At 68.5% G+C, this 15,459-nt stretch carries 13 protein-coding genes; 5 read left to right on the plus strand and 8 right to left on the minus strand.

What is annotated here, in order from left to right:
• Positions 1-35 precede the first annotated feature (35 nt).
• From O7632_RS10310 to O7632_RS10335, 6 genes are all read right to left on the minus strand, one after another.
• On the minus strand, positions 36-1,829 hold the full coding sequence (locus O7632_RS10310) for a DUF87 domain-containing protein (protein ID WP_278113501.1): 1,794 nt from the start codon (positions 1,827-1,829) through the stop codon (positions 36-38).
• Positions 1,826-2,752: a PrgI family protein gene (locus O7632_RS10315; protein ID WP_278113503.1), complete on the minus strand. Its 927-nt coding sequence runs from the start codon at positions 2,750-2,752 to the stop codon at positions 1,826-1,828. Before O7632_RS10315 ends, O7632_RS10310 begins: the two co-directional genes overlap by 4 nt.
• The gene (locus O7632_RS10320) at positions 2,749-4,749 is read right to left on the minus strand and encodes a hypothetical protein (RefSeq protein ID WP_278113504.1); all 2,001 of its coding nucleotides are present in this window, start codon (positions 4,747-4,749) and stop codon (positions 2,749-2,751) included. Before O7632_RS10320 ends, O7632_RS10315 begins: the two co-directional genes overlap by 4 nt.
• Complete coding sequence (locus O7632_RS10325) at positions 4,737-5,177, minus strand: pilin (RefSeq protein ID WP_278113507.1); 441 nt, start codon at positions 5,175-5,177, stop codon at positions 4,737-4,739. The genes O7632_RS10320 and O7632_RS10325 overlap by 13 nt, the downstream gene beginning before the upstream one ends.
• Positions 5,178-5,460: 283 nt before the next feature.
• On the minus strand, positions 5,461-6,282 hold the full coding sequence (locus O7632_RS10330) for a hypothetical protein (RefSeq protein ID WP_278113508.1): 822 nt from the start codon (positions 6,280-6,282) through the stop codon (positions 5,461-5,463).
• A gap of 472 nt (positions 6,283-6,754) precedes the next feature.
• Complete coding sequence (locus O7632_RS10335; RefSeq protein ID WP_278113510.1) at positions 6,755-6,877, minus strand: hypothetical protein; 123 nt, start codon at positions 6,875-6,877, stop codon at positions 6,755-6,757.
• A gap of 64 nt (positions 6,878-6,941) precedes the next feature.
• Between O7632_RS10335 and O7632_RS10340 the strand changes: the two genes are divergently transcribed.
• The 5 genes from O7632_RS10340 to O7632_RS10360 are packed head-to-tail and all read left to right on the plus strand — an operon-like array spanning position 6,942 to position 11,581.
• A complete protein-coding gene (locus tag O7632_RS10340; RefSeq protein ID WP_278119954.1) occupies positions 6,942-7,667 on the plus strand; it encodes a hypothetical protein in 726 nt (241 codons plus the stop codon).
• Complete coding sequence (locus O7632_RS10345; protein WP_278113512.1) at positions 7,660-8,673, plus strand: DNA methyltransferase; 1,014 nt, start codon at positions 7,660-7,662, stop codon at positions 8,671-8,673. The genes O7632_RS10340 and O7632_RS10345 overlap by 8 nt, the downstream gene beginning before the upstream one ends.
• Complete coding sequence (locus O7632_RS10350) at positions 8,670-10,154, plus strand: site-specific DNA-methyltransferase (RefSeq protein ID WP_278113514.1); 1,485 nt, start codon at positions 8,670-8,672, stop codon at positions 10,152-10,154. The genes O7632_RS10345 and O7632_RS10350 overlap by 4 nt, the downstream gene beginning before the upstream one ends.
• Positions 10,151-10,360: a helix-turn-helix domain-containing protein gene (locus O7632_RS10355; RefSeq protein ID WP_278113515.1), complete on the plus strand. Its 210-nt coding sequence runs from the start codon at positions 10,151-10,153 to the stop codon at positions 10,358-10,360. Before O7632_RS10350 ends, O7632_RS10355 begins: the two co-directional genes overlap by 4 nt.
• Positions 10,361-10,363: 3 nt before the next feature.
• Entirely contained in the window at positions 10,364-11,581 is a 1,218-nt protein-coding gene (locus tag O7632_RS10360; protein ID WP_278113517.1) for a site-specific integrase, read from the plus strand.
• Positions 11,582-11,913: 332 nt separating this feature from the next.
• Here O7632_RS10360 and O7632_RS10365 read toward each other — a convergent pair whose 3' ends face one another.
• Together O7632_RS10365 and O7632_RS10370 are read right to left on the minus strand one after the other, a co-directional pair.
• A complete protein-coding gene (locus O7632_RS10365) occupies positions 11,914-12,684 on the minus strand; it encodes a phage Gp37/Gp68 family protein (protein WP_278113519.1) in 771 nt (256 codons plus the stop codon).
• A gap of 43 nt (positions 12,685-12,727) precedes the next feature.
• A complete protein-coding gene (locus tag O7632_RS10370; RefSeq protein WP_278113521.1) occupies positions 12,728-15,238 on the minus strand; it encodes a helicase C-terminal domain-containing protein in 2,511 nt (836 codons plus the stop codon).
• Positions 15,239-15,459 lie beyond the last annotated feature (221 nt).

The following is a 15,459-nucleotide window of genomic DNA, read 5'->3' on the forward strand; positions in this document are numbered from 1 at the left end:
AGCATCGAGGACTCCGATCGGCGGACGGAAGATACTCAGCGGCGACGGGCCGTTGCGCCGGTGACCGGGCCTGTGACGATCAACTCGTGCTCGGTGGCGGAGGCGTGGCTGTGGAATGCCACCCGCGCCGACCCAGCCGTGAGCAGGGCATCTCCGCGCTGGCAAGACAGCAGGAATGCCCGTTCGCCGTCGGTGAGGCCGAACGCCTCGGCCACGGCGTCGATCGCCTGCGGCGCCTGTCGCAGCAGCACCTGGGTGGCGGCGTTGGAGACGACGGCGCGGCCGGTCTTGGTGGCCAGAACGTCAGCGGCGTCCTGGGTCACGACGGTCAGGCCGACCCCGTACTTGCGGGCGGACTTGGCCAGGGTTTCCAGGAACACACCGCCGCGTCCGCCGGACAGCAGCTTCCACGCCTCGTCGACCAGCACCATCCGCAGCATGTCCGGGCCGGCTCCGTAGGCGGTCGCGCCGCGTACGGTGCGCCAGATCGTGTCCAGAGTGAGCAGGGTGCCGACCGGGTGTAGCTGTTCGGGAAGATCCTTGATGGCGAACACCACCAGGTGCCCCTGCGCGAGCGTGGTGGTCGGTCCGTCGAACAGGCCCTTCATGCTGCCGGCGATGTAGGGGTGCAGGCGGGCGGCGACTCGACGGCCGGCGTCGTCGGTGTCCTCAAGGGCTGCTGTCACGTCAGCGAGCAGCGGTGCCGGGCGTCGCCAGGTGCGCGGGTCGGTGGTGATGCCCTTGGCCCGGTACGCGGCGAGCACCGCCACGTCGAGGGACCGGGCTTCGTCGCCGGGCAAGGGCGCGCTGGCGGCGGTGTCCCCGCTGCCCATGACCGTCACGAGTGTGTGCATGAACCGTGCCCGGTCGTTGAGGGCGTCGTCGTCGCCGGGCGGCAGGTCGAGGGGGTTGATCTTCACCCCTGGCGTGCCGAGGCGGATGACGGTGCCGCCGACGGCGTCGGCCAGCCGCAGGTATTCGTCTTCGGGGTCGATGACGAACGCCTCCACGCCGAGGCACAGGTTGCGCAGCAGGTCAAGCTTGGCCAGGTAGGACTTGCCTTCCCCGGAGCGGGCGAGGATGACGGCGTTGTAGTTGGACTGCGCCCACCGGTCCCAGACGACCACGCCGGCCGAGTGCAGGTTCAGCCCGAACAACACGCCCATGCCGCTGTCGGCGGCGGTGTCGGGCAGGTCCGGTGACGTGAACGGAAACGCGGCGGCGAGGGCGTCGGTGTCGAAGACCCGTTTCATCCCGAGGGCGTCGAACGCCAGAGGAAGGCCGCTGACCCAGCCCTGCAACTGCCGCCAGGTCACCGGCGCGGTGTCCAACAGCAGCGACGCGGCCAAGGATCGCACCTCGGCCACCCGGTCAGCCAACTCGTCCGGGCTGGTGCCGTGGACGGTCAGATACAGGCTCAGGCGGAACAACCTCGCTTCGCCTCGGGCGACACGGCCGGCCAACTCGGCGGCGTCGGCCGCGGCGGCATCCAGCTCCGGATCGTCCAGGCGGCCCCTGGCCGCGTCCTGCCGGCGGGAGGACTCGAACCGGCCGCGCTGTTTACGCAGCCGCTGTGAGGCCACCGCCGGCGCGACGGGCTCGATGTGGAACGCGGCGTCGACCAGCCCCGGGTAGGCCAGGATCGGCTCGGCCCACCCCGGGCCGACCGCGGCCGGATAGCCCACGACAGCCAGTGTGGCGCTGTAGCCGTTCCCGACCCGCACGTGTCGGCCGTCGACCTCGACGGCGTCCGGTGAGCCGGGCAGGATCACGGCCGATTCAGGCACAGCGGGCCACCGCTTCGGCCGTAGCGCCGAAAACAGGCTCACCGCTGATCACCTCCGTCAGATGGGGCGTTGGACACGAGGGTTGGGGCGGCGGGGTCGAGACTGGCCGCGATCCGCACCGCCGCGTCCGGTCCGTCGAGGACCCGGGCGGGAACCTCGCAACCGGCGAGAGCACGAGCAGCCTCGGCCGCTGCGTGGGCGGCGTGGTGCGCGCCGCGTCGACTCCGTACCGCGACGGAGATCTGCCGGTGCAGCAACTCACGCCGCGCGGCCAGGTCGTCCAAAAACCGGACGTGGGCGTTGGCGGCGTCCTCCAACGCGGGATGCGGCAGCCCTGGCGCGGCGGCGAGAAACCGGTCAGCGAGGTAGGTCAGATCGACCCGCTGCGCCCGCACCACGATCTGCACCGGGCCGTCGAGGCTGTGCAGCCACCGCGCGAACCCAGCCACCAGACCGTTCTGCTCGCTCGCGGTACGCAACCCGAACGCCACCGTCGAAGCGGCGACCAGGCCCGTGGTGCCGTCCGAACCGAGATCGATCAGCCCGTCACCGGTGATGCCCTTCGCGGGCAGCCGCAGCGGTGCGGGCAGCGGTAGCCGGTCACCCGGCCCGGCGGTGGTGGAAATCCACGCCGGGGCCGGGATGACCGGTCCGTCTGCCGGTACGAGCCGACGGAGACTACGGCGGTGCCGTAGCGCCGCGAGGACCCAGGCGTCGAGGCTGATGCCGTCCCGGCGGCCGACCGCGAGGAGGAACGCCCCGGCCGCGACCGGGATCGCACCCGCGAGGAACACCAGCGGATGCACCACCGTGGCCACCGCCGTCCACGCCGCGTACAACAGCAGACCCGCGACAGCCAGGATCATCAACTGCCGTCCCGACATGCCGAACGCGATCCGATCAGCCTGCTCGATGTCTGCGGGAACCCGCGCCCGCATCGGGGCTTCGTCGCTGCGGCGACTCATCGCTGATCACCTCTCGGATCCGGGGACGGACGCCGCACCGGAGCGGACGACCGAGACGGCGCGGACGGGGACGGCCTGGTACCGGCTGCGGTCGGACCCGCCGAGGTCGCCCCGTCCGGCGGGGACGGGCGCGGCGGCGGGGTCAGGGTCGCCGTCTGCCGTCCGTCCGGGGAAGGCGGTACGGACGCCGGTGGACGGGTCCGGGGTGTGCTGGTGGCTGGTGCCCGCCGGGCGGCGGCCGGGCTGCCGGTGCTGGAGGAGGCTTGCCCGGTCGGTGTGGCTCGCCGGGCTGCCGTAGGTCGTGTTGCCGGAGTCGAGGCGCGTCGTGTCTCGTCGGCCGCTGATGTGGTCGGAGCTGCCGAGAACACCGGCGTGACCGGGGCAGGTGGCCGGCGCGGCGCGCTCTGCCGTGCTGGCGCGGCCGAGAACGTCACCGCTGGCACCGCGCCGGCCGGTGCTGGTCTCGGGGCTGTCGTCGTGGCGTCGCTGAAGGCGACCCGCGCCGGGGGCGCGATCGGGGACGGCGGACTTGGGTGGGGCGTGGTCGGGTGGGAGAAGTGCGCGGCTGGGACGCCGCCGGGCGGCGCCGGTGGTGGAGTGGACCGGGCCGCCGGGTGGCTGAAGTTCGGGGCGGTGTTCGTCCCGGACGGTGCGGGCATCGGCGTATGGACGGCCGGGGCGTGGCTGAAGGCCACCGGTCCCGGCGGGGACGGCGGGACGGGAGCCGTCCCCGGACGGGGCGGTCGAGGTGGACGGGGCGGACGTGGACCGCCGGGCGATGGACGGGGACCGGACGGCCGAGGCGCTGCCGGACGGCCAGCGGTCCGGCCGGCGCTCGCGCCGCCCAGGACACCGGCCGCCGCCCCGATCGTCTTGACCATCACGAAGGCATGGACGAGCTGACCGATCAGACCCCGACCGTTTGGTCGCAGGGGGCCGAGGACGAACTGCCGCATCCAGCCCGGCAGCTTGATCAACAGCCACAGCATCGTCAGACACACCACGACCCCGAGAAGCCCTTGCCCGGTCGCCGGTACGCCCACCAGGGTCGGCCCGGCGGGAGTCAGAAACACCTTCACGGCGGCCATGACGACGATGGCCTGACCGAGTTGCAGACCGAGGCAGGCCAGGACGCAGCGCCACCACAAATGGGCCACGCCCTCGGTGAGCGGGCTGGCGTGGCAGATCAACGCCGCCGGGGCGACCCCAAACAGGATGACCAGCGCCGCCAACCGCAGCACGAACGTGAACTCCAAAACTAGGCACATCACGATCACCGCCATGGCCAGCAAGGCCATCAGGAACCCGCTGCCTTGCAGAGTGTTGTCCACAATCTGCCGGATCGCCGTCGCGGCGCTCGGCCCGTCGATCGTGTTACCGGCGATAGCAACCGTGAGCGCGTTGGTCAACGCGATGGCCTTCTGGCCGATGATCAGACTGCAATTTGCGAGGACCACGCCGACGGCGATGCGGGGCACCACCTGCTTGAGTCCGTACTGGGTCTGCAGGGTCTCCCTCGCGGTGACCAGGAACCCGCCGACGACGACGAACAGCACGACGACGCCGTTGGCGACGATCAGGCTGGTCGTCCAGATCGCCCGCACGTGCTCGTTGGCGGTGAGGTCCGGGGTGGACAGCCACGACGCGCCGAGGGCTTCCATCACCGGCTGCAGCGCCTGCTCGGCGGCCCACACGACCAGGTCAACGATCGCCCTGCGGGTCTGGCCCCCGATATCGTACCAGGCCGGCTCGTCATCGACCTCCAGTGACGGCTGTCCAGTAGTCGGGGCGGGACCGGGCGTGGATTCGGGATCGGGATTTGGCACGTCCGGTGGCGCTGTGGAAGTGCCGGGTGGGCCGGGTGCCGGGCTCGGCTGAGCGTGCGCCGGCCCGGCGAAGGCCAGCCCTCCAAGGAGCACGACGCCGAGCAGTAGCAACGCCACCCGCTGAGCAACGGGATGAGGTCGAATCGAGAAGGTGATCATCACGCCACCCACGCGCCGACGATGGTGACCAGCAGCGGCGCGAGCAAGGCACCCGCATAGCCGATTGCCGCGCTACGAAGGGCGAGCTTGCCTTTCTCCACCTCTCCGGGCTCACCGCTGGTGTAACGCAGGAAGCCCACAGTGAGGCACAGGGACGCCCACGAGAAGAGGATTCCGACCAGCCAGAAACGGATGTTTTCGATAACTTGGTCGATCGACTCAACGGCCAATACAGCAAGGTCAGGCTCAGCCGCGTACGCGGCAACCGGCGTGGCAACGACAGCGACCATCATCGCGATCGCAGCAAGCACCAGTAGCCCCACGCGAGCTGGTGGAGAAGAGCATCGACGCAGGCGAGGAACGGCAGGCCGTCCCCGCCTGCGCGTCCCGGGGCGGCGGCTCGCCGCCGCCCCGGGACGCGCAGAGGGGTTGTGTTTCATGGGATGGGGCACCTCCGATGCGCACGCCTCAGCAACCCGCAGCGGGGCGTGAGTGCGCGAGTGGCTGGCGAAGGCGGGACTGGGCGGCGCGCTCTTGGGTGACCTGTGGTGCCGACCGCGCGGCCGTCCTCCTCACCAGAAGCGGCGGGTGGGCTGGGGACCGTACGGGTGTCAGCGCCGTCAGCGGTCCGGTCGGAACGAGGTCATCTGCGCGGAAGAGTCCCGCACTAGGGGATTACAAATCCGAGCCTCGGATTGGAAAGCCGCAGCTCAGGCAGGATGTTCACGGACGCTTGCGGGCGGTCGGGGCGTCGAGGACCTGGGTCGAGGTGGCTTCGTTGACCGCATCGGCGTAAGGGTCGGACAGCTCGCCGGACTCGATCGCGGCCTTCAGCCGGGTGACGGCGGCGGTGCGCCGCTTGTAGAGGTTCCAACGCGCCTGGCCGGTCCGCTCGGCGTACGCGGTCAGGCTGACCTCTTCCAGGTAGGTCGCGCCGATCAGCTCCGCCTCCTGCACGGTGATGACCCCGGCGTTGACCGCGCGGGCCAGGACGAGATCCGGGTGCCCGTACGGGGCCGGCGGCAACACCGCACCCGGAGCGTGATTCGGCACCCAGGACGACGCCGGTTCCTGTTCGCGCAGCTCGGCGCGGGCCTTGGAGAACGCAGCGGACAGCAGGTTGCCGACCACGCCCGGCTTGGCCACATCGACCGTGCCGAGAGCGCGCAGGAAGTGCTCGACGATGGCTGCCTGCACGTCACCGGTGAACAGTTTGGCCAGCAAGTACGCCTTGAACCGCAGGCCCGGCAATGCGACCCCGACCGCACCGGCACGCCACGCCGGATCCCCAGTGCGGGCACGCCGCACCAGCAGCCGCCACACCGCGTCCCGGGCGGCGTAACCGCAGGACGGATGCATCAGGATCGCCGACAACTCGGGCAGGGCAATGGGCCGGCGGGGCAGGCCCAGGCCGAGGGCGCGGCCATCGACCGACAGCGGGCTCGGTCCCTGCCCCATCAGCCGGAACCGGTACTCGATGTCGTTGAGCAACGTCTCGCCGCGCCGGGAGACGGCCGGCGCGGCGTTGGGGGTACGGCGGTCCATGGTGGTGCTCCTCCGTGGTGACCGTGTGCCGTCCGGCGGGAGTGCCGGTCGGCGCTGTGCCACCACGCCACCAGGGGCTTTGAACAGATCATGGACACTGGTGATCTTGTCCAACGTGTCTCGGCCCATGTTCAACCCGACCGTCGCCAGTCCCGGTCAATGCGTCTCGACATCAACTGGCGGACACCCAGTGCCGGGGTGTGCAATCCGTTGCCAAGCTGTTCAAGGCCCTTAATGCCGGGCGCAGCCGCGTTACGACGGCACCCTTGAACACGCGCCAGCACGAGGCAACCACGGAGTGAAACGGAAAGCGCAACGAGCGGCGCTCGCCGGGCGCACTCACGTCCCATCGCGATCGTGTTCAAGGTCCCCAGGCGGGTAGCCGTCTCGTGTTCAAGCAGATGGCGATCTTGTTCAAGCCAGCGAGGACCTTGTTCAACCGGTCACCGATCGCGTCGGCACTCCGCGCGGCTCACGTGATGTCGACAGCCGGCGTCTCGGCGGCTCTGACCTGCGCGTTCAACCCGTTGAGGATCTTGTTCAACCGGGCGGCGTCGCGCGACGCACCCGGATCGGCAACGAGCGCGGCTTCCAATCCGAGGCCCGGATTTGTAATCCCCTAGTGTCAGCGCTTGTCGGCGGACGTGGCCTACATGCCCATGCCGAAGCCCAGCTCCACCGCCCCTGGTAACCGGCCTCAGCCGGTACCAGTCGGTCTGCTCCTACCGCCTACCCACGTCCGGCGCACCTCCGGCCGGCATGTGCCGGGGGGCTGGCACGGACTTCCCCTGAACCAACTCGCCTACCTCATCCGCCGCTACACCAACGTCGACGACGTGGTGCTCGACCTCGACGCGTACCCCGCCGCCATCGCCGCGACCGCGTACCTGCGTCGAGTGCCGGCCCGGCTGTCCACCGGTCGTCCCGGTCCGGCCGTGCGGCTCCTCACGTCCGCCGCCGAACGCGGGGTACACCAGGCGGCGCGGCAGCCTGGCGGCGTTGACCTGATCCTGGCGAGCCTGCCCGAAGGAGCACAGCCCTTCACCCGGGACAGCGCGGCCACAGCAATGACCACCTGGCGGCCCCTACTGCGCCCCGGCGGCTTCCTTGTCGTCGGACTCACACCGCCACGGCAGCCCCAGCCGGGCGAGCTCAGCCGCCGCGCCACGGTCATCGCCGCCGCCCGCGCCGCCGGGCTCTTCTACCACCAGAACATCCCCGCTGTCCTCGTCCCGCTGCCCGAGCACGAGCCACGCACCGCCCCCGCACATCCGGACGGGGCCGGCGACAGGCGAGTCCTGCTTGCCGGCCGGCACCTTCCGATCGTTCGAGACCTGGTCGTGTTCGGGACCACCGCCACCGGTGAGGAGAACGCCCATGTCTGAGCCTCGTCCGCCGTTCCCGACCATCGGTTCCCCCAACTCCGAGTCTCCGTACCTCGACGGGTCCGACCTTGCGGCCCTGCTCGCCAAGGGCTACCTCGGCTCGGTCTGGCTCACCGGCCAACACCCGTCCCGCGACCTGCGACGCGGCCGATACACCCCAGAATCGATGACCCACCCCGGCAAGATGCTGCCGACCATCCCCCGGTACGCCATCCGCACCTACACCAACCCCGGCGACGTCGTCCTCGACCCCATGGCCGGCATCGGCACCACCGTCATCGAGGCCATGCACCTCGGCCGACACGGCGTCGGCGTCGAATACGAAGCCGAATGGGCCGCGAAGGCAGCGGACAACATCCGCCACACCGTCAAACTCGGGGTGCCGGGCCGGGGCGAGATATTCCACGGGGACTCCACCGCGCTGCCATCCCTGCTGCCAGCGAGCCTGCACGGTCAGGTCTCCCTCGTCATCACTTCACCGCCGTACGGGTCGTCCACCCACGGCCACGTCCGCACCCCCGGCCCGAGACGCGGCAGGGTCCGCAAGCTCCATCACAAATACGGTAGGGCGGAAAACCTCGCCTATCGCAGCCACGGAGAGTTGGCCGACGGGTTCACCGCGATCCTCGCCGGCTGCCGGATTTTGTTGCGGCCCGGCGGGCACGTCGTCGTCACCGCCCGGCCCTACCGCCGCCACGGCGAACTCATCGACATCCCCGGCATGGTCGCCGCAGCCGGCGTCAACGCCGGACTCGAACTGGTCGAGGAGTGCATCGCCCTCATCTGCGGCGTCCGCGACGGCGTGATCATCCCCCGGGCCTCCTTCTTCCAGCAGAAGAACATCCGCGACGCCATCGCCACTGGCGACCCGCAATGGCTGGTCCAGCACGAAGATGTGGTGGTCCTCCGCGCGCCGCTCGGTGATAGCAACCCCGACACGCGAGCACTCGCACCGCCGCCGACCAGCGCCCCAGGTAGCAGCGAGCCGGTCGGAGGTGCAGCATGAGCACCAGCAGCCACCCGACATCCGCGCCCCAGCCGTCGGCCCCGTGGTGGAGCGTCGGACCGGTCACCCTCCACGTCGGCGACGCACATGACGTGCTCGCCACGATGCCCGACGAATCAGTGGACTGCATCGTCACCTCACCGCCCTACTGGGGACTGCGCTCGTACGACACGGGTCAATGGCACGACGGCCAGGCCGACTGCGATCACCGTCTCGCCCCAAACCTGTCAGGTGGGCAGCAGCGCTCGTGTCTGGAATGCGGAGCAGTCTGGAGCGACCGCCAGTACGGCCAGGAAGCCACAATCGACGGCTACGTCGACCACCTCGTTGCCGTCTTCGACCAGGCCCGTCGTGTGCTCCACCCCCAGGGCACCTTTTGGCTCAACCTCGGCGATTCCTACGCCAGCACCGGCCCTCGCAAAGCCCAGCCCCACGGCACCAACAGCGTCATCAGCGGCAACTACACTCACCAGAAGTGGACCCCCGGAGCCGTTGCCGGGCTACCCGCCAAAAGCCTGATCGGCATCCCATGGCGAGTAGCACTCGCCCTCCAGGCCAACAACTGGATCTTGCGAAATGCGGCGGTCTGGGCAAAGACGAACGGGCAGCCCTCCTCGGCCAAGGACCGGCTGACCACCACCTACGAGATGGTTTTCCTCTTCACCAGAAGCCCTCGCTATTTCTTTGACCTCGACGCCATCCGCATCCCGCTGAAGAACCCCAACGACCGCAGGCTGCGTGCCCCGGTCAGCCACGGCAAGCCCGGCGACACGAAGACACGCGGCCATGACCGGACCCGACCACCCGGCAAGAACCCCGGCGATGTGTGGCCCTATCCCACACGGGCATTCAAGGAAGCCCACTTCGCGGCCTACCCGATCGAGATCCCGCTTCGGTGCATCGCAGCCGGATGCCGGCCCGGAGGCGTGGTACTTGACCCGTTCAGCGGTGCCGCCACGACCGGACTCGCCGCGCTACAACTCGGCCGCTGCTACATCGGCATCGACCTGAGCAGCAAGTACGCAGCGATAGCGCAACGCCGACTCCACCCCCACGTCAACCGATCCGAGCTGACTGGTCCTGCGGCGTCTAGCCACGACGGCGTCGAGCTGACGCCGGCCCTCAAACCGAACCCTCACGAGATCACGCCGCCCCTCGATACCCTGGCGGCCCAGCACGGCTCCACGCAGAGCCGGCCAGCACGCACCAGGACACAGACTGATCGGCTTGATGCCTCCGCCCCGCACCGCGTGGATCGACGCGCACAGGCGATGCCCCCCGGAAACGCCATTCCCGGCGGCAGCGTCATCGATCCCCGGTCCCAGCCGGACCGGGACGGTGAAAGGACATCCGATCCGTGCCCGCCCTATCCGCACCCCACGCCAGGGGACGTACGGCCCGACACCAATGTCCGCAGACGGTCCGACGATTCCGACAGGCCACGCCCGCGACTCGGCTCGCCTGGCATAGGTCAGCGATGAGCACCCCGGCCACCGCCGAGTGGCGACCCGACCCTCTACTGACCATTGACGACGTAGCGGCATGGCTCGGCAAGCCGAAAAACACCCTGTACGCCTGGCACAGCCGAGGCAAGGGACCGCGCGCCATCCGCGTCGGCAACACCCTGCGCTACCGGCGCAGTGAGGTCGAACGCTGGCTCGACGCCCACACCGACCCGGAGCGCTGAGCCATGGGCCGACCTCCACTACCCATCGGCACCTGGGGCAACATCCGCACCGAGAAACTCGGCCCCAACCGGTACTGCGCCCGAGCCCGATTCCGCGACTACGACGGCAGCACCCGCGACGTCGAGGCCACCGACACAACCGGCCCCGCCGCCACCCGGGCGCTCAAGGTCAAACTTCGTGACCGCGCCGCTCCCAACGACGACGAGATCACCAGGGAGACCCACATCAGCAAACTCGCCAGCCTGTGGCTCGAAGAGATCTCCGCAGAGGAGCGTCTCGCGCCTCAGACCATCAGCCAGTACGAAGTCAGCGTGCGTGTCTCAGTCGTACCCGCCCTGGGTAACCTTCGCATCCGGGAGGCCAGCGTCGGCCGGATCGACAAGTTCCTACGCAAGGTCGCCGAGGACCGTCCGACAGCCGCCCGGCTCGCGAAGGTCGTCCTCACGCAGATGCTCGCCCTGGCCGTACGCCGAGGCGCATTAACGACCAACCCAGTCCGCGACACCGGCCGACTACGCAACCCGCGCCGCAAAGTCGTCGCCCTGGAGACGGAACAGTTGGAGGGCGTCCGAGCGGCGATCCAGCGGTGGCAACAGGCCACCCCCGGTAAACCCGGACCTCGGCACACCGGCGATCTGGGCGACATCGTCGATCTCATGCTCGCCACCGGCGCCCGCATCGGGGAGATCCTGGCAACGCGCTGGGAGGACCTTGACCTGGCCGCCGAACGCCCGACACTGACCATCTGCGGCACGATCGTCTACCTCAAGGGCAAGGGCTTCTTCCGGCAGGACTGGACGAAATCCTACGCCGGCTTCCGAACGGTTGTCCTTCCTCGCTTCGCAGTCGGGATGCTGATGGCCCGCAAGCTCAACGCCGCCGACAACCCCCACGACGCGATCTTCGCCTCCCGGCGCGGCACTTGGCTATCTCCACAGAATGTACGTCGCCAGTGGCGTCAAGCCCGCGCCGACGCTGGCCTCGAATGGGTCACGCCGCACACCTTCCGCAAGACCGTCGCCACCCTGATCGACAAGGAGACTGACGCCAAGCACGCCGCTGCCCAGCTCGGGCACGCCACCGAGCAGGTTACGAAGAAGCACTACATCGTCAAACCTGCCCTCGCCCCAGACAGTTCCGGCATCCTTGAGCAACTCGGCGCCGGTCAGGCGACGATCGACCCCGAGCATCGCGACGATGCCCCAGGCCTGACCGGATAGACGGGCGGCGACGCCAGCCGCCCCCACGGCGTGGGCCGGTCGCAATCCGATTGCCCAAGGGCGCTACCGGGGGATTCGGGGGACAATTCAAAGATTCATAGATTGATATCGAGTCATTGGCTGGATTTTTGCTGGTCAGGGTCTCGTGCTGTTGCCCCGGTCAGGATAGGCGCTGCGGCTGCTGACGATTCGTCGCAGGCAGCTTGGCCGAACCCGTCGGATGATCGTTGAGCTTGACCAAAGTGGCGACTAGGGCGGCCGGACCAGATGGTTGTGGTGGAACGGCCGCCTCGTGATGACTCCGCCCTACGCCTGGGCGATTGCCTTGGTCGTTATCGCGCTACGCGTCGAGGCTGACACAAGTCCGTGCTCGCTGGCATCTGGTCCCATATCTGCCCGTCTAGGTCACGTCCGAGGGACTTAGGTGTGCGGCCTCCCCACTGCTTGAAGAAGAACGGCACACCCGCTTGTAGGCAGCCATCGCGGATTCCCCGGGCCCAGCGGATGTCCATCGGTCGATGGTTCACGCCCGACTCCCCGCCCGCAATCACCCAGTCGATCCCTGTCAGGTCGAACCCGTCGAGGGGCCCGAGCAAGGGTTCGCATGAGAGGAATCTCACCGCCGCAGGGACGCGGCGCAGATGATCCGCGCGTTTGGCGACGCCCATGCCCTCAATCGAGACCCCGAGCCATACGTTCGACGGCCATGGAAGCTGGTCGGCGATGCGTGCGGCTCGCATCGGGCGCTTCGTGAGCACCTGGTACGTGTGCTGAGGAGTGTCAGACATGACCTGGAAGACATCACGGACGAACGGCGTGGGCACCTTCGCGTGGAACAGGTCGCTCATCGAGTTGACGAACACGGTTCGCGGGGAGCGCCACCGTCGGGGTTGGTCGAGCGATCCCGGATGGATCGTGACTGCAAAGCCTGGGCCAGAGGTACGCGGATCGCCGTCTTGTTGGTACTTTTCCGCGCCCATCGCCTTTAGCCGTCTCGCGAGGGTCAGGGCGTAGCAGTTGTCGCAGCCTGCCGAAACGCGGTCGCATCCCGTCACCGGATTCCACGTGGCCTCGGTCCACTCGATCCGCGACCGGTCGCTCATCGAAGGTTCACAGATCGTTGGGTAGCCACGGCGGGAGTGTGCCTCATGAAGACTCAACCCTTACAGCCGCCCCGTAGCGCGTGGCGAACTCCGGACCGTTTAGGTGCAGGTGAACGAGCTGCTTCTGAACGGCCCGGGGGTCACGGAACTGACCGTCGGTCGCCAACGCGGTGGCGTACGCCCGGATTGAGGCCATCAGCTTGGAGTGCGATTCGGTGTCCACGCAGCGAGTGCCTGCGGGCGGGGTACCGGTGCGCTCGACGGTGCGACTTGGGTGGACGATCACCGGCACGATCCGCGTGACACCGGTCAGCGTCTGCTCGGCCCATCGCAGTGAGCCGCCGAGCTGGTTGATGTCGCGCTTGGAGATGAGAGGCACCTCGGCCCCACTCTTGACCTCGATGACGAGGTGGTTGCCGTCCGAGTCCGACCAGAGAACATCACTGCCTCGGCCAATTTGCTTCTCGGGCCGCTGACCGGAGAAGCCCACATGGTTGGCCAGGTCGGTCCACGCCTGCTCCGCCTCCTCGGTTCTCCCGGGATCCCAGGCGAGGTCGGCAATGAGGGCTTCGACACCTACTCGGAGCCGTGCGCCGTCCGTGTAGCGATCGGCGAGGTATTGGGTGGCTGCCTCTGCTTGGCGACGGGTGGGGCGTGAGGGCTTAAAGGCCAGACCAGACATTGGGCGAAGGATTGAGGAGTTATATGCTGTTGCGCCCGCGAGCACGGCCTGTGCTCGTGCAGGGTCGGTGGCGTGTCGGTAGGCGGCGGCCTTCTCCGCGAGCCAGCCACCCAGCCGGTCGTCCTTCATCACTCCCCGGGCGGCATTGACTGCAGCGTCTGCGGCATTCGCGGCTGCCTCGTAGTCACCGCGCACGGCGGCATCGTACGCCTCCCGTTGGTGCACGGCCGCAGGGGTCAGCGGGACGGTCTCGTATGTGACCGAGACGAGCGCGTTGCGGGCAGCGGCTCGGAAGTCCTCCGCTCCATCGACGACCTTCCGAATGAGGTCGACCACGCCAGCCATCGTCACGTCGGGTCGTCCCTCGAGGCTCCGGGCCACCTTTCGGGACAGGCCGAGCTGCGCGCGTGTACCAGGGGAGAGTCGGCTGGGGACGTCCGGGCGGGAGATCAGCTCGACGAGGCGCCGGTCCATGACGAGGACGGCACACCGATCTTCACGCGAGCGAACACCGCGGCCCATGCCCTGCTCGAAGCGCTGGACCTGCCGGGTGATGATGGTGTTAGATTCCCGGAGCGCGGTCGCCTCGCGGCGTTCCGACCCGGACGCCGCCTGAGGCAGCCCGTCGATTACTAGGACGCGGCACGCGTTGTCCGGTAGGTCGATGCCGTCGTACTGGTTCACGACGACGACGAGTCCGACGGACCCGGCCTGCAGGCGGGTGACGGCGGCAGAGATGTCGCCGGACGTCGACACGGTCTCATTCGCGACCTCGCTCCACTCCCGAGCTCGCGGCCAGCTCGGAACGAGGACCACGACGTTGTCGGTGACGGCGATCGAGGCGATCGCAGTCCGCAGCTCGTAGTCGGACAGGTCAGGAACAAGTTCCTGAGGGACGAGTACAAGACGATCGCCGAGATCAGCAGCGGAGTCGGGCACGACGGGACGAGCGACGGTTGAGGCGTCAGCGGCGAAGTGCGTGACAAGTGCGGAGTCGTTGGCGAGCGTCGCCGTCATGTAGATGCGCCGCTTTGCATCGACGAAGCTCGGGAACTTCTGAGTCGGCGGTAGGGGCGGGGAGATCTGGATCCCGTCGCTGGTCAGCGTCGCCTCGCAGGCGGCCAGGTGGTCCTTGATTAGCGGCCAGACCCACTCGAGGGTCGGCGTGGTCCGCAGAGGGTGCAGCACCTTGAGGACTTCGGCCGCCTTGTCCTGCCACGCCCAGAACGGGATGCGCATTACAGCTCCGCGCTCACCAGCCTTGATGTCCATCACAGTGGCTGCGCTCTGGGCGTTTAGGTCGTCCTCGAACAGCTGCATCAGCGGCTCGTAAGCCGCATCCGTCGGCGGGATCATGACCCGGCTGTACTCCTCGAGTCGGGTGATCGCCGAGTGTGCGTCGTCGATGACGACCGATCCGACTTGCATCGGCGATTCGCTGTCAGAGAGCCCGAACCTAGTCTTGCCGTTGAACATGACCCGCAGCGATGTGATGCAGATTGCATCGCACGAGCGGAACTTGCCGTTGGCCGGGTCGGTGACAACGGTCAGACCGAGTCTGCGCGCTTCGACCACGGCACGCTCAGCCAGCTGAGGGTTAGGTGCCAGGAACAGCGCCGGCCCGGCGCCGTCGTGGAGGCTGACCTGCAGAATGAGCAGACCCACGATGGTCTTACCGGTGCCTGTGTTCATCTTGACGACCAGATCCGTCTCGTCACGGCGCGCGGACCATCGTTCTAGGACGATGGCCTGGACCTGACGCAGGTACCCCAAACCCTGCTGCTTGCTTGGCAGCGCGTCGAACAATGCCGCCGGCTCGTGGATCGCGCTCAGGTCCGTCCCGGATGAGATCTCGCCGAAGTCAAAGTCCACCCTCATCCTCCCCTCGTGAGGCCGGCGGCGGTCAGCCATACGCTGCCGCCGAGTCGCACGCTGCCATCGGCGCCGTCCCCGACGGCCAACTGCCTCTCGACGAGTTGGTCTAGTACCAACGCCGCTCGGTTAAGCCGTTGCGGCAGCGGTCAAGGGTGTGTCGGTCGGACATGGGAAAGCGGAGTTCCTGTAACGAGGTGAGTCACTCCAAGACGCCTCGA

The organism is Solwaraspora sp. WMMD406 (genome assembly GCF_029626025.1).
Lineage (GTDB): Bacteria > Actinomycetota > Actinomycetes > Mycobacteriales > Micromonosporaceae > Micromonospora_E.